The sequence below is a fragment of the Neisseria weixii genome (assembly GCF_042658245.1).
In the GTDB taxonomy this organism is placed as follows: Bacteria; Pseudomonadota; Gammaproteobacteria; order Burkholderiales; family Neisseriaceae; genus Neisseria; species Neisseria weixii.
Genome location: NZ_JBHSPY010000003.1, coordinates 132,017 through 152,086, shown reverse-complemented (window position 1 = coordinate 152,086; position 20,070 = coordinate 132,017). Strand labels below are relative to the sequence as shown.

The following is a 20,070-nucleotide window of genomic DNA, read 5'->3' as shown; positions in this document are numbered from 1 at the left end:
GCTATCGGAGAATGTGGAACAATGCCGTCTGAAACTCTGTTCAGACGGCATTGTTATCAGCCGATTATGGCCGCGGTGTCATCATCAAAACTTTCTCATTTTCCGCCGACCACATCCATTTCGCCGTTTCGCGCAACCGGTTACGGCTGAAAGTTGCCGGAATATTGGGAACCTCGGTCAAATAACGCGCATCGCCGTAGTTTTGATGGCTGGTCACCAAACGTTCCAACCACAATTCGGGCTTAAGGCGGCGGGCATTTTCCTGTTCGACAAAGAGCTTGCGCAAATTGCGCGCTTCGCTAAAGCCGATATTGTCAGGCAAGCCGTTCAACACCTTTTGCGCTGCCTGCCAAGCGGCTTGAGCCTGTTCGCTTGACGCATTAAACGACAGGTGGCTTTGCATGCGGTTTTGCCCGATATTCGGCTCAGCCTGAAATTTCACACCGTAAACACTTTGCTGTTTGCTGCGTAATTCATTTTTCAAACGTGCATTGGCGATATTGTTCAACAGCTTGATTTGCTCATATTGCGCCGGTGAAAGTTTCGGCAGGGTTTGCCACGACAAGGCTTGCACATCCGTGCCTTGCGTATCGTTAACGGCAATTTGCTGCATTTGACGACCGCTTTGCCAAGGATATTTAGTCGGCTGCACGGCTTGGCGCGGAATATCGGCTAAATATTGCGCTACCCAAGGCTTCACGTTTTCAATCGGCAGATTGCTGACGATGTAGTAAGTAGTCGGCGCAATAGCCAGCGTTTGCCATTGTTGTCGGAAAGCGGCTTCATTCAATTCATTATAAGCGCGGCTTTCAGACGGCATCAGCGCATTGCGGCCATATTGCAGCGTGTTAAAGGCATCGCGTTGCCGACTTGATTTGGCATATTGCGCCACCTTAAAGCGCGACTCTTCCCGCTTCACAGCCTGTTGCCAGCCGCTCAAATCAGGTGCAGTCTGCTGTTGCCGGTAAAGCTGCAACACCGGTTGCAACGCGCTTTTGGCTGCTTGCGCATCGGTGGTTTGGTGATAACCATCCAAACGGAAACGGTATTGTTTTATGCCCTGCTTTTGCTGCCATTGTTTGAAATTGGCCGCCCCCATCCCCTGCGGTGTTGAACGTGCCAACACATCGGCCAAAATCTCTGCCTGCCAGACCCGTTGCGGCTGATTCCAATAGCCGACATTGGATAAGGCTTTGAAATACAGGTTGTTTCCTGCCATCGGCAATTTCATCACCACTGCCGTATCACCGTTGCTTAAAGTCAGGTAATGCAGGTTTAATTTGGCATCATGGCGTTCGGCCACAATTCTGCCGCCTTGGTTTTCAGCAAAACGCGGTTCGCTTAGGCCGTCTGAACTGCTTTCAGACGGCCTGATCACATGATTCAATTTCGATACTTCAGGTAATTTTACTTTCTCATCTGCCTGCGCTTGCACCTGAATCATTTTATCGGGCGCGTTCAACCAACCGGCAATGCGCTCATTCACCACTTTGGCGTTAATACGGTAAAGCTGGCTGCGGTCTATGGTTTGGATTTCGGCATCAGGCAGGGGGAAACCACGCAATACGGTTTCATCGCTCATCGCTGCAACTTTACCTAAGTCATTGGGAATACCGGCCTTTTGAGGCGACAAATTACTGTGCAGCGCTTTGCGGTATTCCGCCAATTCCTCGTTGGTGGCCGGTGTATTTAAAATATCTTGGCGCAAATGACGCAATACGTCCAACATTTCACTATGCTGAGTCGGCGCAGTTTCAGATTGCAACACCAAAGCGCCGGTATTGCGTCCCAACGTATCCATTTTCAATACCACATCTTCGCCCGATTGTTGGATGCGGCGGTTGACGATAAACGCGGCGAAATTATCCAGCAAACGCTGATAAGCATGCTCTTCGTAAGCTGAGGCCGGCTGTTTTTTGAAGCGGAATACCAGCGATAATTTGTTTTCGACGTTATCGCGGTCGGCTACTTGCGCAATGTGCCAACCGTTTTGCAAAGTCGGCTCATATTCTTCGTGACGGCGCTCACTCAAGGTAATCGGCTGCAAACTGCCGAATGCTTTTTGAATCAGGGCGGAAGTTTCGTCAATACTTATATCACCCATCACCACCAACACGGCATTGTTGACACCATACCAACGGTTGTGAAAATCGCTGGCGGTTTTCATGTCGGCTTTCTTGATGGCTTCCAAACGCCCAATCGGTGCATACCGCCCTTGGCGCGCACCTTTATACATCAATTCATGCTGCTGACGGCCTAGGCGGTGTTGCAGGCTTTGCTGTTGGCGCCACTCGCTCAAAATCACTTGCCGCTCTTTTTCCCAATCGGCAGCGGAAAATTGCTTAGGCTGCAAAATTTGACGGTAAATCAATAAGGTTTCATCAAGCTGTTTGATCCCGCGTGGTGGCGTCAGCATATAGCGGGTATAGTCGTAAGTGGTTTGCGCATTGAAATGCCGCCCCATCTGCCAGCCGTCTTTCATCAGGCAGCCGGACAAGCCTTGCGGGTTTTGCGGCGAAGATTGAAACACCATATGCTCGGTGATGTGGGCAATGCCCTCTTCTCCGTCATTTTCATCGGCTGCGCCCACGCCGACATTCATGCGTGTCATCAGCCGCTTACCGGCCGACGGAATTTTGAAAATATGATAAGTCAAGCCATTCTCAAGCTTACCGGTGGCATACAGCGATTGATTGGCATAAGCAGGCAACGTCGTGCCGATAACTGCCGACACGACAAAATAAGTGAGCTTCATGAAGAGTTTCCGTTTAATGAGGCCGTCTGAAGCGGCTTTATAATGAAGCATTATAGCCTCAATTTATTTAAAATGAATACATTGAATTGCTTATATTCCTACTTTTTCAGACGGCCTCATCTTTACACCACATCATATCGATGTGCGGAATACCGTCTTCCCAATATTCATCCGAGATTTTGTGGAAACCCAAAGATTCATAAAACCGCTGCAGATAAAGCTGCGCTTCAATATAGATTTCCTGTCGGGGAAAACGCTGTTGCACCACCTGCAAGGCTTGCTGCATCAACACCCTGCCCAAACCCATCTGCCGAAATGACGATACCACCAACACACGCCCGATTTTAATCAGCGTATCTTCTGAGATAATACGGCAGTAAGCGGCTAATTGACCGTCTTTTTCGGCGAATACATGCAGCGCAGCTAAATCTTTATCGTCTACTTCCGGATAAGGGCAATTTTGTTCCACCACGAAAACATCGACGCGGCTTTGATAAATCTGCCACAACTCGAGATGGCTCAATTCGGCAAATGCTTTAATATACCAATTCATGCTGCCTTTCTAATCAATAGGCCGTCTGAAATTCAGACGGCCTTCGGCCTTTGCACATTCCCCATCTTTAGCCCATTTCTTCGTTATGCTTATGCATTGCTCGAAAGCCTGCCTATCCATGATATGTCTGCGCTTTCAGTGCTGCTCCGACTTCGAACTGCGTTCAAATCCGGGGTTTTGCCAAGGTATCGACCTATTCATATAAAATGACTTAAGCCAAGGTATCCAAAATACGGCGCAAATCATTTGCACCAATCTGCCCCGGCGCCGACGCTTTGGCTGCGGCACCGAAGGTCATGGCCGAGCCGAAGGTTTGCCCGCCCAAACGGCTGATTACACCGAGCTTGCCCATCGACATGGTGACAATCGGTTGCTTGGCGGTTTGATACACTTCTTGCGTGGCGTCCAACAAGGTCAACACATCGGCAGCGCTTTGCGGCATCACCGCGATTTTGCAGATGTCCGCACCCAAGCTTTCCATTTTTTTCAGACGGCCTGTAATCTCTTCTTTTTCCGGTGTTTTGTCAAAATCATGATTGCACAACAGCGCTGCCACACCTTTAGCCTTCGCAGCCTGCACCGCTGCTTGCACTTTTTCATCACCGGCAAACAGTTCAATATCAATAATATCCACCAAACCCGATTCAATCGCGAGGTGAACCAAGTCAAAATAATAATTGTCGTCGCAAGGGCATTCGCCGCCTTCTACTGCACGGCGGAAGGTAAACAGCAGCGGCGTATCCGGCAAAGCTTGGCGCACCATTTCCGTTTGCGCCAACACGGCATCGGCGGCAATGTCTAAAAAATCGACACGAAATTCCACAATGTCGAAACTCAATCCGGCCAAGCCAGCAATCGCTTGCTGCAGACCTTCCGAATTTTTGGCCACCAGCGGCACGGCAATTTTCGGGCTGCCTGCACCCAGCGTCACGTTTTTGATTTGAACGGTATTCATTTTTTCTCCTTTATTTTAGAATGAAAGGCCGTCTGAAAGCATAATATGTTCAGACGGCCTTATGAAGGCTAAACGCGGTCAGCGATTATTGATCCACAAACGCGCGTTCAATCAAGTAATCACCACGTTGGCCTACTTTTGGCGACGCGGTCAGGCCGAAACTGTTGAGAATGGCGGCGGTATCTTTGTTCATCGCGGTGCTGCCGCACAACATTGCGCGGTCGTCTTGCGGATTCATCGGCGGCAACCCGATGTCTTCAAACAATTTACCGCTCTTCATCAAATCGGTCAGGCGGCCGTGATGTTCAAATTCTTCGCGCGATACCACCGGATAGTAGATTAATTTTTCTTTCACCATTCCGCCCAAATATTCATGCTCCGGCAACTCTTTGGTGAAATGGCCGTAATAAGCCAAATCCTGCTTGTAACGTACGCCGTGCACCAAAATCACTTTTTCAAACTGCTCGTAAATTTCAGGGTCTTTGGTCACGCTCAAGAATGGGGCAAGGCCGGTGCCGGTGCTCAGCAGGTACAAATGTTTGCCCGGATTTAAGTCGCCTGCCACCAAAGTGCCGGTCGGTTTTTTACTGATCAACACTTCATCGCCTACTTGCAAATGCTGCAAACGGCTGGTCAACGGACCATCTTGCACTTTAATACTGAAAAATTCCAAATGCTCTTCCCAGTTGGCCGATGCCACGCTGTAGGCGCGCATTAATGGTTTGCCGTCTACCATCAAGCCAATCATTACAAATTGGCCGTTTTCAAAGCGCAATGATTCATCGCGGGTGCAGGTGAAAGAGAAATAAGCATCTGTCCAGTGATGCACTGACAACACCTTTTCAGTATAAAATTTTGATGACATGAATCTTTTCCTATGAACAAAAGCCGTTGCCGGCACTTTTTCTAACTGTTTTGAAATATAACCGTTTTCAATCAGGGTACCGGGCTGTTTATGAGGCCAAGCGCCCATATTTCATGGTTCAGGCCGTCTGAATCAATCAGGTTCAGACGGCCTTATGAGTGATTAATCCAATGCTTTGCGGATGATGTCTTTCACCAGCTCAGCATCGTTTTTCACCACTTCGACGCGTTGCGGCAGATCTTCCAAGCCTGCCAGACCGTCCGGACGAGGAATGGTCACGTTACCCACCGCTTCATAAATGGTTTGGTCAAATTTGGCCGCCAACGCAGTTTCCAAGCAAACGATGGTTTCGCCCGCTTCGCGCACGTCACGCGCCACTTTCACGCCGTCGGCGGTGTGTGGGTCAATCAATTCGCCGTCTTGCTCGTACACTTGACGAATGGTCGCCAAGCGGTCGGCGTGGGTCGATTTACCCGATACAAAACCGTATTTTTCGTGGATTTCTTCTAAATGGCCTTTCAAATCAAAGCCTTTACCTGATGCCACTTCAGCCCACAGGTTTTGGATTGTATCGGCATCGCGATCCATCAAATCAAACACAAAACGCTCGAAGTTCGACGCTTTGGAAATGTCCATCGACGGGCTTGAGGTAACGTGAGTGTTTTCGGTGGTGCGGGGTTGGTAACGGCCGGTTTTGAAAAACTCGTCCAACACATCGTTTTCATTGGTTGCCACGATTAAGCGATGCACCGGCAAACCCATTTGGCGCGCAATATGGCCGGCGCACACGTTACCAAAATTGCCGCTTGGTACGCAGAAGCTCACTTTTTGCTCATTGCTGGTGGTGGCATTGAAATAACCGGCGAAATAGTACACCACTTGCGCCACAATACGGCCCCAATTAATCGAGTTAACCGTGCCGACATGATATTTGGCTTTGAATTCGGCATCGTTTTGCACGGCTTTAACGATGTCTTGGCAATCATCAAACATGCCTTCTACGGCAATGTTGTGAATATTTTCGTCTTGCAGGCTGAACATTTGCGCGCGTTGGAACGCACTCATTTTGCCTTCCGGCGAGAGCATAAATACATTCACACCTTTTTTGCCGCGCAAAGCATATTCCGCCGCCGAACCGGTATCGCCGCTGGTCGCACCTAAAATGTTGACTTGCTTGCCTTCTTTGTTCAACACATATTCAAACGCGTTACCCAAAAACTGCATCGCCATGTCTTTAAAGGCCAAGGTCGGGCCATTAGACAAAGCTTCAATTTTGATGCCGTCTGAAAGGCTGCGCACAGGCGTAATTTCTTTGGTGCCGAACGTAGCTTCGGTATAGGTGCTGTTGACAATATCGCGCAAATCATCGCTTGGAATATCGGTAGCAAACAGGCTGATGATTTTAAACGCCAGCTCAGGGTAGCTCAGCGTGCGCCATTCTTGCAGGGTCACCTCGCCCACTTGCGGATAATGCTCGGGCAGCATCAAGCCGCCGTCGGGTGCCAAGCCCATCAATAATACTTCGCTAAACGATTTCGGCGCAGTGGCACCGCGCGTGCTGATGTATTTCATGTTTTCTACTCTGTATCTGTTTAATCATTAAAGATTTCAGACGGCCTGAAGTATTTTCGGGCCGTCTGAACAATATAATTAGCGGTAAATGCGTTTTACGCAAGCAGTCACGGTTTTAGCGGTCACAGTCGCCAAAGCTTGTGTACGGGTGCTTGGATTCAAAACCTGCATCATTTCATTGGCAGTCAGTTGGTTAGGAGCTTCTTCGCTGGCACAGCCGCAAATTTTGCTTTCCCATTCTTCTTGTTTTTCGGCCGACATGGCCAAAGCCACCATGCGCCATTCGTTGCGCTTGTTCAATTCGGTGCGGCATTGGTTTTCCACCGCCATTTTCACCACGCTGCTGCCGATGCCGGTACCGCTGCCCAAGCCGTTGATGGACGTACCTGTACCACTCGCACATGCGCCCAACAATAAAGCCGACACAGCGGCTGCCAAGATTTTTTTCATTCTGTAACCTTCCAAACGGAACATTCAAATCAATATGATAACGGGCATGGCTACCTCGCCCGAATCGCCTGTTTTTAACGTATGCCGCCTAATCGGCGCCACGGTTTAAATTTCCGGCATATTATACAGCAAGGCTCTGAATCATGCGAACGCTTGCGCTATAATATCCGGCAAGAAAACCACAATGCCGTCTGAAACGGAATCTGTCATGAACGATTTATTTACCCGTCAACCCGACGCCCCGCTCGCCGAACGCCTGCGGCCGCATTCTTTAGACGAAGTCATCGGCCAGCAGCACTTAATCGGCGAAGGCAAACCGTTGCGCGTGGCGGTAGAAGGCGGCAAACCGCATTCCATGCTGCTGTGGGGGCCGCCCGGTGTCGGCAAAACCACATTGGCACGCATTCTCGCGCAAAGTTTCCATGCGCAGTTTCTGCCTGTATCGGCTGTATTTTCGGGCGTAAAAGACATCCGCGAGGCCATCCTGAAAGCCGAAACCGCCCTGCAACAGGGGCGCGCGACGATTTTGTTTGTCGATGAAGTACACCGTTTCAACAAAGCGCAGCAGGATGCTTTTCTGCCGCATGTGGAAAGCGGCTTGCTGACCTTTATCGGCGCGACCACGGAAAACCCATCGTTTGAAGTCAATCCGGCCTTGCTCAGCCGTGCGCAAGTGTATGTGTTGCAATCCTTATCTGCACAAGATTTGCAGCAATTAATTGAAAAAGTGCTGGCCTTGCCCGAATATCAAGATTTTGAAATTGATGCTGAAGCACGCGAATTATTGGTGAACACGGCCGACGGCGATGCACGGCGCATGCTGAATTTATTGGAACAACTGCTCCGCGCTGCCGATACGCGCCGTCTGAAAACCTTAGATGCCGCTTTTCTCGCAGAAAGCTTGGGGGCGCAAATCCGCCGTTTCGATAAAGGCGGAGAGAGCTTCTACAACCAGATCTCCGCCCTGCACAAATCCGTGCGTGGCTCCCACCCCAATGCCGCACTGTATTGGTTCTGCCGCATGATCGACGGCGGCGCCGACCCGCGCTATCTGGCACGACGCATTGTGCGCATGGCTTGGGAAGACATCGGCCTAGCCGACCCGCGCGCCTTTCAGATTGCCAACGATGCCGCCACCACTTTCGAACGCTTGGGCAGCCCCGAAGGCGAACTGGCTTTGGCACAAGCCGTGTTGTATTTGGCTTCGGCGGCAAAATCAAATGCGGGTTACAATGCCTACAACCAAATGCGCGCATTTGTGCGGGAAAATGCCAGCGATGAAGTGCCGGTGCATTTGCGCAATGCGCCGACCAAGCTGATGAAAGAATTAGGCTATGGTCGCGGATACCGCTATGCCCACGATGAACCGCATGCTTATGCCGCCGGAGAAACCTATATGCCCGACGGCTTGGACGAGCCTGAATTTTACCAACCCGTGCCACGCGGCTTGGAAATCAAAATCGGCGAAAAACTGGCTTGGCTGAAATCGCTGGATGATGAAGCCTTAAAATAAAATGATTGGCTGGTTTTGAATGATTTATCATCAAAAGGCCGTCTGAAACCCAATATTTCAGACGGCCTTTTCAATGATTTTTTATTCTTTGTCAAACAAATCCACATCAAACAAATCTGGCTCGTGAATTTTAGTACGGCAATCAAGCGTGATGTCTTCCGTGACCCGACAGCAACAAGGCAGGATTTCGCCGGGTGTGATAAAGGCCAACGGAAAATCATCATAGCCGACCTTGCCGCTGATGATTTTCAGACGGCATGAACCGCAATAGCCGCTGCGGCATTGGTACTCAACCTCGTGGCCGGTACGTTCCAGCCCTTCCAGCAGGGTTTCGCCGTCTTGCAGCTCAAAAATTTTGTCATGTGTGCTAATAATGGCCATAGTTTGATAAAAGGCCGTCTGAAAGAAATGCTCAATCCGACGGCCTTTTGTAAGTGAAGTGTTACAGCTCGAAATCGCCCAAATCGTCGGCGTTGACTTCCGCATCGATTTGCCCGATCAGGTAAGAAGAAATTTCCACTTCCTGCGGCGCGACCTGTACATTGTCGGACGACAGCCACGCGTTAATCCACGGAATCGGGTTTTGGCTCGCGCCTTCAAATGCCGGTTTCAAACCCACCGCCTGCATACGCAGATTGGTGATGTATTCGACGTATTGACCCAAAATTTCTTTGTTCAAGCCAATCATCGAGCCGTCTTTAAACAAATAAGCCGCCCATTCTTTTTCCTGCTCGGCCGCTTTTTTGAACAATTCAAAGCAATCGTTTTCCAGCTCCGCTGCAATTTGCGCCATTTCCGGATCATCGACACCGGCGCGCATTAAGTTCAGCATGTGCTGCGTGCTGGTTAAGTGCAAGGCTTCATCACGCGCAATCAGCTTGATGATTTTGGCGTTGCCTTCCATCAATTCGCGCTCGGCAAAGGCAAACGAGCAGGCGAACGACACGTAGAAACGAATCGCTTCAAGCACATTCACACACATCAAACACAAATACAGCTTTTTCTTCAACTCGCGCAACGAAACTTCAACCGTTTTGCCTTTGACATTGTGCTTGCCCTCGCCGAACAGATTGTAATACTGCGTATATTCAATTAATTCATCGTAATAACAGGCAATGTCTTCCGCACGCGCGATGATGTATTCATTTTGCACAATATCATCAAACACAACCGACGGATCGTTGACGATGTTGCGGATGATGTGGGTGTAGCTGCGCGAGTGGATGGTTTCGGAAAACGACCATGTTTCAATCCACGTTTCCAACTCCGGAATCGACACCAACGGCAGCAGCGCTACATTTGGGCTGCGGCCTTGAATCGAATCCAGCAGCGTTTGGTATTTCAAATTGCTGATGAAAATGTGTTTTTCGTGTTCCGGCAAATTGGAATAGTCGATGCGGTCGCGCGACACATCGATTTCTTCCGGACGCCAAAAGAAAGACAATTGTTTTTCAATCAGTTTTTCAAAAATTTCGTATTTTTGCTGGTCATAACGCGCTACGTTCACCGACTGGCCGAAAAACATTGGTTCTTTTAATGCATCGTTCGGTGTTTTGGTGAATGTGCTGTATGACATGGTTAAATGGTCGCAAGACATTGTATTCTCTCTTGTCTATCGTACAAAAGCCGTCTGAAAATGCTCATACGGGCATACTTAAATCGTGTTACTGCTTCGTATATTTGATTAAAACCTCATCGCCCTTTTTCTTAAATTCAAGACTTCCAATATTAGAAATACTTGAGCTCATGAAATAGAGAACAAAAACCAGTTTGAGACAAATAGCCAAACAAACTATGCCTAAGTTTACTGGGTTTGAAGTGATGTTTTTAATAAAGCTTTTTTTCATAATACCTATGAATATGGTAATAATTTATGTAAATAAAGCTTTATTTCAAAGAACCAGAGCTTATTGCTTCAAGCAAAGGCCTTCGAAAGAAAGCCTTAATATACATAAGCAATTTAAAACTCTAACTTCATCAAATCTTACAAGCCCCGCCCGCGCAGCCGTCATCCTGCAAATCAGCCTGCGTATCGTCCGCACCGTCGCGCGTGTTGTGGTAATACAGGGTTTTCACGCCGTATTTGTAGGCGGTGAGCAGGTCTTTCAGCATTTGTTTCATGGAAACTTTGCCGCCTTCGAATTTGCCCGGGTCGTAGCTGGTGTTGGCTGAAATCGCTTGATCGACAAATTTCTGCATCACGCCCACCAATTTCAGATAGCCGTCGTTGCTCGGCATTTGCCACAGGGTTTCGTAGGCATTTTTCAGGTTTTCAAACTCCGGCACGACTTGTTTCAAGATACCGTCTTTCGATGCTTTCACCGTCACCAATCCACGCGGCGGCTCGATGCCGTTGGTGGCGTTGGCGATTTGCGAGCTGGTTTCAGACGGCATCAGGGCAGTCAGGGTTGAGTTGCGCAAGCCGTATTTAACGATGTCGGCGCGCAAGGCTTCCCAATCGTAATGCAGTGGCTCTTGGCAGATGGCGTCCAAATCTTTTTTGTAAGTGTCAATCGGCAGTTTGCCTTGCGAATAAACGGTTTCGTTAAACAACGGGCAAGCGCCGTATTCTTTGGCCAGATTGACCGATGCTTTCAGCAGATAATATTGCATCGCTTCAAAAGTGCGGTGGGTCAGGCCGATGGCGGAATCGTCGCTGTATTTCACGCCGTTTTTGGCCAAGTAATACGCGTAGTTAATCACGCCGATGCCCAAGGTGCGGCGGTTCATGGTCGCTTGATAAGCGGCTTTCACCGGATAATCTTGGTAATCCAGCAAGGCATCCAAGGCGCGCACGGTCAAATCAGCCATTTCTTCGAATTCGTCCAAGTCGTTCAATGTGCCTAAGTTGAAGGCAGACAAGGTACACAAGGCAATTTCGCCGTTTTCGTCGTGGATGTTGTCCAAAGGTTTGGTCGGCAAGGCGATTTCCAGACACAGGTTAGACTGGCGCACCGGTGCCACGCTCGGGTCAAACGGGCTGTGGGTGTTGCAGTGATCGACGTTTTGAATGTAGATGCGGCCTGTGCCTGCGCGCTCTTGCATTAGTGATGAAAACAAATCGGTGGCCGGTACGCTGCGTTTGCGGATGTTCGGGTCTTGCTCGTATTGGGTATACAAACGCTCGAATTCGTCTTGGTCGGCGAAAAATGCGTCATACAAACCCGGCACTTCGTTTGGTGAGAATAAGGTAATGTTGCCGCCTTTAATCAGGCGGGTGTACATCAATTTATTGATTTGCACGCCGTAATCCAAATGGCGCACGCGGTTTTCTTCTACGCCGCGGTTGTTTTTCAACACCAGCAGATTTTTGACTTCGATGTGCCACATCGGATAGAACAAAGTTGCCGCACCACCGCGCACACCGCCTTGCGAGCAGGATTTCACTGCCGCTTGGAACATTTTGAAAAACGGAATACAGCCGGTATGCTGCGCTTCACCGCCGCGGATTTCGCTGCCCAAACCGCGGATGCGGCCGGCATTGATGCCGATGCCCGCACGTTGTGATACATATTTCACAATCGCGCTGGTGGTGGCGTTGATGGAATCCAAGCTGTCGTCACACTCAATCAATACGCAGCTTGAGAATTGGCGGGTTGGCGTACGCACACCGCTCATAATCGGCGTAGGCAACGATACTTTAAAGGTAGAAACGGCATCGTAGAAGCGCTTCACATAATCCAAGCGTGTGGCCTTCGGGTATTTGCTGAACAGACACATTGCCACCAAAATATACAGAAACTGCGGCGTTTCGTAGATTTGGCGGGTCACTCGGTTTTGCACCAAATATTTGCCTTCCAACTGCTTCACCGCAGCGTATGAGAAGGTCATGTCGCGGCAATGATCGATGTAGGCATTCAGCTCATCAAATTCTTCACGCGTATAGTCTTCGAGAATATGGCGGTCGTATTTGCCGGCCTCGGTGAGCTTGCTCACATGGTCGAAAAGATGCGGCGGTTCGAATTCGCCGTAAGCGATTTTCCGCAGGTGGAAAATGGCCAAACGTGCGGCCAGATACTGATAATCGGGCGAATCTTGCGAAATCAGGTCGGCTGCCGCCTTGATGATGGTTTCGTGGATGTCGTCGGTGCGGATGCCGTTGTAAAACTGAATGTGGGATTTCAGCTCGACCTGCGACACCGATACATTATTCAAGCCTTCGGCCGCCCAAGTGACAACACGGTGGATTTTGTCTAAATCAATCGGCTCCAAGCGGCCATCGCGTTTGGTTACTTGCAAGTGAGTGGTTGCATTCATCATCAAAGTCCTAGCTGAAAACACAAGATACGGTATAAATTAATCTTACGGCACACAATATAATGTATTTCAATTTGAACATCTAGTCTTGACAAAGCATGTTTTTTTTGGATTGTTTGCAAGATTCAGACGGCCTGAAGATTTTTACATTTTTACCCTCTTGACAGCCATAATCTAGAAAATTCAAGCCTTGGCGTGAGCGCAGCTGAAGACTCCATCAAATAGCGAAATGGCTAAAGGCTTATGAAATCAGGTAATTTTGATTTTATCGTGCGGCCGTCTGAAAAGGGGCAGATTGATTTTTTTGACTGATTTTTGAGCAGATTTTTAGTGCGTTAAAATTTGTAAACTTAAAAATATGTGACAAACACGACACGTTGTCAAAAAAGGCCGTCTGAAAATAAATTGGCATTCTATCCGATTCTTTTCAGACGGCCTTCTATATCACACACCCGATTCCGATGAGTTTAGGCTATCCGACCAACCGCCGCCTAGAGCCTTATAAAGTGACACCAGCATTTTCGCGTGCGCAAGCTGCGCCTGAATCAGGTTTTCCTGCATTTGGTTTTCGTTCAAATGCGCGCGTAAGGCGTGATCTAAGGTTTTATAATCGTTGCGGAACAGCTTTTCCGTGTCGCTCGCGTGCTGTGCGGCCTGGCGGTGGGCGGTTTGCATCAGCGCGGTTTGACGCTGCATGGCATGCACGCTTTGATAGGCGCTGTCCACTTCACCCAATGCGATCAAAAGTTGAAGGTCATATTGCAGCAAGGCAGTCTGAAGGCGGGCATCGGCAGCGGCAATATTGGCTTTAATCCGGCCATTGGTGAGAATCGGCATTTGAATACCTACGCTCAACAGGCTTGCCCAGCCTTTCAGGGCATCGCTGCCGTCAATGCCGATGCGCGCGCCTTGTCCCAAAAAATTAATGCTGAACCGCGGCAATAAATCGGCTTTGGCACTGGCCAGTTTGGCGGCATAAGCATTCACTTGCGCGGTATGGGCGCGTAAATCGGGGCGGCGCTCCAGCATGCCTTGCGGCGTTTGCCCGCTCGGTGCGGCCGGTTGCTTGGCTAATACATCGACACCTGATGGCGGTAAATCAAAGCGTTGCGGTACATTCCCCGTCAACACGGCAATACTGCGCACATAAGCCTCATATTCGGCCTGCAGCGTGGCACGTTTGGCTTCAGCGGCAGTCAGCCGCACACCGACTTCATTCACTTCATAGCCACTGACATGACCGGCTTTAAAACGCCCCTGCACATATTGCTGCAAGCGCTTGAGTGTGTTAATACTGGTATCTGCGACTTTCAGACGGCCTTGCACCGCACGTGCTTTAAAATAGTTTTCGGCAATATCACCGGCCACCAACATTTGCGCGCCATAGACCTGCTCTTGCTGCCCCAAAGCGGCGTAATAGGCGGCATCGGCGTCGCTGCGTTTCTGACCGAAAATATCCGGCTCCCACGAAGCGGATATGCCGCCGACTAACTGGTTGCCTTTGATGTCCACCGTGTCATTGCCCAATGTGCCTGCCTGCGGAAGTTGTGCCGGCACGCCTGAGAGCGGGTTATCCGCTTCTCCGCGCATCACCGCACCCTGCCCGCTCAAGCCGGCTTGCGGGCCCAAATCAGCGATGGCTGCCCGACTGGTGGCACGTGTTTCGTTTAAGCGGCTGATGGCGATTTTGACGTCATAGCCCTGCGCCAAACCTTGTCCAATCAAACGGCTCAGCACCGGATCGTGCCAATGCTGCCACCATTGGGCGATTTGTTCGCTGCCTTTTGCGGCTTCGCTTTCGTTAAACGATTGCGGCACATTAATCTCCGAATGAAGCGGAATCTGCGTACTTTGACAAGCGGTTAAGGCCAATAACACAGCAGCGCATAAAGCGGATATTGATACGGATTTTTTCATCGAATGTCCTTTTTGTGTTCAGACGGTCTTTAAGTATTCCTGTAACAATCAAAATTCAATCTTCATAATGATTTAACTTTTATAATTTAAATTAATTGAATTTAATGATTTTTTATAAAAAAACATAAAAACCTTAACCCTCATATTTTCTCTTATTGTGCAGGATTTTTGAAAAATCGAAAATTCTGTTTGGTTTCAAGCTTTAATCTGATAGGAGACAATTATCATGCAAGTTCTGGGTACCGAAGAAATCCAAAATGTATCCGGAGGTTGGGTTGCGAATGCAGTAGGTGCAGTAGCCGGCGCATATGGTGTCGGATACGGCTATTTAGCCGCGGGAGGCAAAGATCCCAACAAATTTCTGGGTGCGGTAGCACTTGGCGGAGTAGGAGGTGCATTCAGCCCAGTGAACGGTATCCGTTCGGCAGCAATGACTGCCGGAGGTGCTTTTGCAACCAGCGCAATAGGAACATCGGTCGGCAGCCCCTATTTCTAAGACGAACAACCGGTTAACCATGAAAAAATTATGCCTTCTGTTATTAATTATTACCATATCTTCCTTAATTATTGGGATAGGATTTAAATTTTTCTTTCCAGGCAAAGATATGTTTTATTGGCGGCTTGCAATCGGAATGGCTGTTATGGTGATTTTTATCCGGTTACTTAACCGTTAAGCAGTTTTTAATTTCAGAGATATAGCCTTGATACATTGTTTCCAATGTATTCTTCCGAATGGCTTCAATCTGATTCTATCGGGCTGCCTCCAATCAGAAAAAGCCGTCTCATTCTTTGCAGGCGGCTTTTTCTTTGCATATTTATCTTCTTTTCAGATGGCTTGCCTACCCATTGAGGCCGTCTGAAAAATATAACTGTCTTAAACAGCAAGAGACCGGGCAGCATCAAAATGCGGCAAGCCTCAGCCAACGAAGCAAATTTCTTATTTCAGTTCACTATAAGCCGCCTGCAAACTCTTGATTGCGCCAAGGCATTATGCCGTCTGAAAACATTATCCCTGCTGCTCAAGCATTTTTCTAAAACGCAGTAAGGCATAGCCCAAAAAAGCCAAGCCCAGCAGCATTAAGGCAAGCATTTGCGGCCATACAATATCCAAACCCGCCCCGCGGAATACTACGTTTTGCGAAAAATTGGCAAATTGCGTTTGCGGCCAATATTCACTAATCCTTTGTGCTGCTTCAGGCATATTGCTGCGTGAAGATGTTGACCCTGAAAACAGCAGCGTGACCATGTGGATCGGGATAATCAGCAAACCGAATTGAGCCATGCTCGGGGCGACAGTAGCCAGCATCACACCCAAGGCTGCCACGCAAAAGAGAAACAGCCACAAGCCTGCCGCATAAAGCACGATTGAACCATTAATCGGCACACCCAGTACATGATGCACAAGCAGCCATACCGACAATAATTCCACCACCATAATCACCAAACTATTGGCCAAAATCTTCGACATCATCAATTCAAAACTACGCACCGGCATTACCAAGAGATGCTCGATGGTGCCCCGTTCGCGCTCACGAATCACCGCCGCACCGACCAAAATCAAAATCAGCAAAGCTGCATTGTTGCCTTCCTGCATAATCGGCAGAAACCACACGCTGTCGCCATTGGGGTTAAACTGGATATTCATGACCGGCGAGACCGCCGGCACCGAAGGCATGCCGACAAATTCCTGAATTTCGCGATTGATAATCTGGGTCAGATAGGCCGACCCCAAACCGGCCTGCGTCATCATGGTGGCATCGGTTAAAAGCTGCAATGACGGGCTGCGTCCGGCTTGAACATCGCGTTCAAAATTCGGGGGAATTTCCAACACAAAAATCAAACTGTTTTTATCCATCAGCTCGTCGGCAGCTTCTCGCTTGATTTCCACCGGCATTTTAAAATAAGGCGGCAAGATGGCATCACGAATGCGCAGCGACAAAGGTGAGCGGTCTTGATCGATGATGCCGACCGTCGCATTTTTCACATCGGTGCTGATTTGCGCCGAGCTGATAATTGAGCCGGTAAACATAAATCCAATCAATACCAAAAGCACCGGGTCTGTTAACAGGCTGCGGAATTCCTTAAACATCAGCGTAACAATATTACGCAAGGATCTCATCATTTCTCCTTTTTTTTCAAAAGCATACAGGCAAAAACCAACATCACCGCCGCAAATGCCGCAATAGCTGCATATTCAGTAGTGTAATCGGCTGTGTTTAGGCCTTTGGTGAAGCTGCCGACGGTAATGTTGCGATACCAAGAGGCAGGCATGATTTTGCCGAACATGACCGAAGCCCCGCTCATGGCAGAAAGTGAATACAGGAAACCCGAATAATTGATGGTGGGGATAATAGAAATAATCGCCGCCGCGAAAATCGCCGCCAATTGTGAACGCACAAAGCTGGAAATCACCAAACCCATAGCGGTTGAAGCCGTTACAATCAAGACTGTGCCAATCAATACGCCCAGTAACGAGCCTTTGAGCGGCACACCGAACCAAAACACCAACATCATCGCCAAGGCGGCAAAGTTAATCAGGCCGACGCCGATATAAGGCAGCTGCTTACCGATTAAATATTGCGGCACACTGGCGGGCGACGCATAAAAATTGGCAATCGACCCAACCTCTTTTTCACGCACCACGCCTACTGCCGCCATCATCGCCGGCACCATAATCAACACCAGCATCACCACACCCGGTGCAATCGCGTTGATGCTGTTGAAATCTTGGTTATACAACATGCGCGGTTCGACCACAGCCGGCGGATTCAAATTTACCGGCAAGCCTTGCGCTTCAATTTTAGCGCGGCTGTATGCCCCGGCCAAACTGGCGACATAACCTTGAATATTGGCAGCATTAAACGGCATGGCACCATCGATATAAAAAGCCACTTCCGGCGACAAACCACGCGCCACATCGCGCCCGAAGCCGTGTGGAATATCCATCACCATTACTGCTTGCGAGCTTTCCAAGGCCGTCTGAATTTCGGCTTCGCTTTGCAACGGCGGCTGCTCGATGAAATAACGCGAACCGGAAAAATATTCCACCAATTCACGGCTTGCGCTGGTTTGATCTCGGTCGTACACGGCAAACTTTAGATTTTGCACATCAAACGACACGCCCCATGCCATTGCGGCCAGCATAATTACCGGCCCGAATACGGCAAACACCAAACGGATTTTGTCGCGGATTAATTCTTTGGTTTCGCGCCGTGCAAAGGTGAACACCGTTGCCAGCCAGTATTTCAATGATTCGGTGTCGCGCTTGGGATTGGCGTTTTCAGACGGCCTTCGCGTATACGGGCCGTCTGAAAGTTGATTAAATGAGCGCGTCTCTGCCGTTTGGTTTTCAGACGGCATAGAGATATATTCCGTAGAAGCAAAGTCATTATTTTGCCGAACAGATGGTGGTTTTGAGCCAGTCACATGTTGTGTGTCATTTTCTGTAGGAAATGACACAGCCTGTGCGGAATCGGTGACAAGGCCGTATGAATCAGATTCGGCTTGTTTGTTTTCAGACGGCCTGTCTTGCTGTCTGTCGGCCTGAATCACGCGGGCAGCCAATTGTGTGGCCGTTTCGCCGTTGGCCGCCTGATTTGGAAAAGCCGGCTGTTGTGATTCGGTTGAGGTCGGGCCGTCTGAAGCAGCCGACGCAGATTGGATTGGCCCACCTACTTTTTCACCGGATTCGTTTTCACCTTCTGCTTCAATCAAATACTGCACAAATGCTTCTTCCAAATCCGGTGCGTTTTGCTCCCGGGTCAATTCTTCCGGCGTGCCCACGCCCAACACACGGCCTTTGTGCATAAAGGAAATGCGGTCGCAGCGTTCGGCTTCGTTCATAAAGTGGGTGGAGACGAAAATGGTGATTTTGTCTTCGCGCGAGAGCTTGAGCAGATGGCGCCAAAACATATCGCGGGCAGCAGGGTCAACGCCCGAAGTAGGCTCGTCCAAAATCAATACTTCGGGATGATGCAGACACGCTGCGGCCAATTGCAGGCGCTGGCGGATGCCCAAAGGCAGCGATGACGGCGCGGTATCGGCCACTTCAGCCAATTCAAACTGCTGTAATGCGCTATCTACCGCCGCTTTGCCCTTGTCACCCAATTGGTAAAGCTTGGCATGCAAATCCAAGTTTTGGCGCACACTCAGTTCTTCATACAGCGAAAACGCTTGCGACATATAGCCCACGCGCATTTTCACGTCGGTGCCGCCTGCATCAATCGGTCTGCCCAACAATTCTGCCATGCCTTCGGTCGCTTCCAGTAAGCCGGTAAGCATTTTCATGGTGGTGGATTTACCGCAGCCGTTACTGCCCAAAAATCCGAAAATCTCGCCTTGCGGAATAGTAAAGCTGACCCGGTCAACGGCGGTAAAATTGCCAAAACGCTTGGTTAAGCCGTGTGCTTCAATTGCCGGTGGCAAATCGGAATCAGGGGCAAATGGCGTAATATTTAAAATGCCTTCGGTCTGTTTTTCTTCGGGCAGCATTTTGATGTAGGCTTCTTCCAGCACTTCGGTGCCGTATTCCTCCAAAACCGATTGCGTCGATTGGTTGGCCAACAATTTGCCGTCGTCCATCGCCAAAAGCTGCTCGAATTGCTGCGCTTCTTCCACATAAGCGGTGGCCACAATCACCGTCATGCCTTGGTTTTCTTGGCGCAAATCGTTAACCAGCGTCCAAAATTGGCGACGGGACAAGGGATCGACACCGGTGGTCGGTTCGTCCAAAATCAATAAATCAGGATTGTGTACCAGGGCACAACACAGACTTAATTTCTGCTTCATACCGCCGGAAAGCTTGCCTGCCGCACGATCGACAAACGGATCCAAGCCCGTTGCCGCTACCAAACGCGTAATCCGCTGTTCCCGTTCTTGAGCCTTTAAACCAAACAAACGCGCATGAAAATCGATATTTTCATATACGGATAAGGTGCGGTAAAGATTCTGTCCCAACCCTTGCGGCATATAGGCAATGCGGTGCGACAATTCGCGCCGCGCCTCTTTGTTGCCCATGTCACCACCCAGCACCGACACACTGCCTTCTTGAATCACGCGCACACCGGCAATCAACGACAATAAAGTCGATTTGCCCACGCCATCGGGGCCGATTAAACCTACGGTCTGACCACGCCCGATTTCAAGCGATACGTTATCCAGTGCCAGCACTTTGCCGTAGTGGTGGGAAACAGCAGAAAGGGAAACGGCGGTTGTTGTCATGCTTATTTCACTC

At 49.4% G+C, this 20,070-nt stretch carries 14 protein-coding genes; 2 read left to right on the top strand and 12 right to left on the bottom strand.

The features are described 5' to 3' along the window. Positions 1–64: 64 nt before the first annotated feature. From ACFPVS_RS03600 to ACFPVS_RS03575, 6 genes are all read right to left on the bottom strand, one after another. A complete protein-coding gene (locus ACFPVS_RS03600) occupies positions 65–2,755 on the bottom strand; it encodes a M16 family metallopeptidase (RefSeq protein ID WP_378595420.1) in 2,691 nt (896 codons plus the stop codon). A 106-nt stretch (positions 2,756–2,861) separates the two neighbouring features. Continuing rightward, on the bottom strand, positions 2,862–3,308 hold the full coding sequence (locus tag ACFPVS_RS03595; protein WP_096295413.1) for a GNAT family N-acetyltransferase: 447 nt from the start codon (positions 3,306–3,308) through the stop codon (positions 2,862–2,864). 211 nt (positions 3,309–3,519) lie between these two features. After that, the gene (gene aroD / locus ACFPVS_RS03590; RefSeq protein WP_096295414.1) at positions 3,520–4,263 is read right to left on the bottom strand and encodes a type I 3-dehydroquinate dehydratase; all 744 of its coding nucleotides are present in this window, start codon (positions 4,261–4,263) and stop codon (positions 3,520–3,522) included. Between the two features lie 85 nt (positions 4,264–4,348). Continuing rightward, positions 4,349–5,128, bottom strand: coding sequence for a ferredoxin--NADP reductase (locus ACFPVS_RS03585; RefSeq protein ID WP_096296132.1), 780 nt, complete (start codon positions 5,126–5,128; stop codon positions 4,349–4,351). Positions 5,129–5,290: 162 nt separating this feature from the next. Further along, positions 5,291–6,700, bottom strand: coding sequence for a threonine synthase (gene thrC, locus ACFPVS_RS03580; protein WP_378595417.1), 1,410 nt, complete (start codon positions 6,698–6,700; stop codon positions 5,291–5,293). A gap of 78 nt (positions 6,701–6,778) precedes the next feature. Beyond that, entirely contained in the window at positions 6,779–7,150 is a 372-nt protein-coding gene (locus ACFPVS_RS03575; protein ID WP_096296133.1) for a hypothetical protein, read from the bottom strand. A gap of 208 nt (positions 7,151–7,358) precedes the next feature. Between ACFPVS_RS03575 and ACFPVS_RS03570 the strand changes: the two genes are divergently transcribed. Next, positions 7,359–8,663, top strand: a complete 1,305-nt coding sequence (locus ACFPVS_RS03570; protein ID WP_378595415.1) for a replication-associated recombination protein A — start codon at positions 7,359–7,361, stop codon at positions 8,661–8,663. 81 nt (positions 8,664–8,744) lie between these two features. Here ACFPVS_RS03570 and yfaE read toward each other — a convergent pair whose 3' ends face one another. From yfaE to ACFPVS_RS03550, 4 genes are all read right to left on the bottom strand, one after another. Next, positions 8,745–9,044 carry a class I ribonucleotide reductase maintenance protein YfaE gene (yfaE, locus tag ACFPVS_RS03565; protein WP_096295415.1) on the bottom strand — a complete coding sequence of 100 codons (300 nt, stop codon included), beginning with the start codon at positions 9,042–9,044 and terminating at the stop codon, positions 8,745–8,747. 61 nt (positions 9,045–9,105) lie between these two features. Continuing rightward, positions 9,106–10,239 carry a class Ia ribonucleoside-diphosphate reductase subunit beta gene (nrdB, locus tag ACFPVS_RS03560; RefSeq protein ID WP_096296134.1) on the bottom strand — a complete coding sequence of 378 codons (1,134 nt, stop codon included), beginning with the start codon at positions 10,237–10,239 and terminating at the stop codon, positions 9,106–9,108. Positions 10,240–10,640: 401 nt separating this feature from the next. After that, positions 10,641–12,920 carry a class 1a ribonucleoside-diphosphate reductase subunit alpha gene (nrdA, locus tag ACFPVS_RS03555; protein ID WP_096295416.1) on the bottom strand — a complete coding sequence of 760 codons (2,280 nt, stop codon included), beginning with the start codon at positions 12,918–12,920 and terminating at the stop codon, positions 10,641–10,643. Positions 12,921–13,364: 444 nt separating this feature from the next. Continuing rightward, positions 13,365–14,837, bottom strand: a complete 1,473-nt coding sequence (locus ACFPVS_RS03550; RefSeq protein ID WP_096295417.1) for a TolC family protein — start codon at positions 14,835–14,837, stop codon at positions 13,365–13,367. A 226-nt stretch (positions 14,838–15,063) separates the two neighbouring features. Here ACFPVS_RS03550 and ACFPVS_RS03545 point away from each other — a divergent pair, with 226 nt between their 5' ends. Further along, entirely contained in the window at positions 15,064–15,333 is a 270-nt protein-coding gene (locus ACFPVS_RS03545) for a hypothetical protein (RefSeq protein ID WP_096295418.1), read from the top strand. A 510-nt stretch (positions 15,334–15,843) separates the two neighbouring features. On the opposite strand, the gene ACFPVS_RS03540 is transcribed toward ACFPVS_RS03545, so the two are convergent. Further along, entirely contained in the window at positions 15,844–16,956 is a 1,113-nt protein-coding gene (locus ACFPVS_RS03540) for an ABC transporter permease (protein ID WP_123803833.1), read from the bottom strand. After that, positions 16,956–20,057, bottom strand: coding sequence for an ABC transporter ATP-binding protein/permease (locus tag ACFPVS_RS03535; RefSeq protein WP_096295419.1), 3,102 nt, complete (start codon positions 20,055–20,057; stop codon positions 16,956–16,958). Before ACFPVS_RS03535 ends, ACFPVS_RS03540 begins: the two co-directional genes overlap by 1 nt. Between the last annotated feature and the right edge of the window lie 13 nt (positions 20,058–20,070).

Excerpts from the sequence above, each read along its gene's own strand:
- ACFPVS_RS03600 (WP_378595420.1), bottom strand. The coding sequence starts at position 2,755 with ATGAAGCTCACTTATTTTGTCGTGTCGGCAGTTATCGGCACGACGTTG.
- ACFPVS_RS03595 (WP_096295413.1), bottom strand. The coding sequence starts at position 3,308 with ATGAATTGGTATATTAAAGCATTTGCCGAATTGAGCCATCTCGAGTTG.
- aroD (WP_096295414.1), bottom strand. The coding sequence starts at position 4,263 with ATGAATACCGTTCAAATCAAAAACGTGACGCTGGGTGCAGGCAGCCCG.
- ACFPVS_RS03585 (WP_096296132.1), bottom strand. The coding sequence starts at position 5,128 with ATGTCATCAAAATTTTATACTGAAAAGGTGTTGTCAGTGCATCACTGG.
- thrC (WP_378595417.1), bottom strand. The coding sequence starts at position 6,700 with ATGAAATACATCAGCACGCGCGGTGCCACTGCGCCGAAATCGTTTAGC.
- ACFPVS_RS03575 (WP_096296133.1), bottom strand. The coding sequence starts at position 7,150 with ATGAAAAAAATCTTGGCAGCCGCTGTGTCGGCTTTATTGTTGGGCGCA.
- ACFPVS_RS03570 (WP_378595415.1), top strand. The coding sequence starts at position 7,359 with ATGAACGATTTATTTACCCGTCAACCCGACGCCCCGCTCGCCGAACGC.
- yfaE (WP_096295415.1), bottom strand. The coding sequence starts at position 9,044 with ATGGCCATTATTAGCACACATGACAAAATTTTTGAGCTGCAAGACGGC.
- nrdB (WP_096296134.1), bottom strand. The coding sequence starts at position 10,239 with ATGTCATACAGCACATTCACCAAAACACCGAACGATGCATTAAAAGAA.
- nrdA (WP_096295416.1), bottom strand. The coding sequence starts at position 12,920 with ATGAATGCAACCACTCACTTGCAAGTAACCAAACGCGATGGCCGCTTG.
- ACFPVS_RS03550 (WP_096295417.1), bottom strand. The coding sequence starts at position 14,837 with ATGAAAAAATCCGTATCAATATCCGCTTTATGCGCTGCTGTGTTATTG.
- ACFPVS_RS03545 (WP_096295418.1), top strand. The coding sequence starts at position 15,064 with ATGCAAGTTCTGGGTACCGAAGAAATCCAAAATGTATCCGGAGGTTGG.
- ACFPVS_RS03540 (WP_123803833.1), bottom strand. The coding sequence starts at position 16,956 with ATGAGATCCTTGCGTAATATTGTTACGCTGATGTTTAAGGAATTCCGC.
- ACFPVS_RS03535 (WP_096295419.1), bottom strand. The coding sequence starts at position 20,057 with ATGACAACAACCGCCGTTTCCCTTTCTGCTGTTTCCCACCACTACGGC.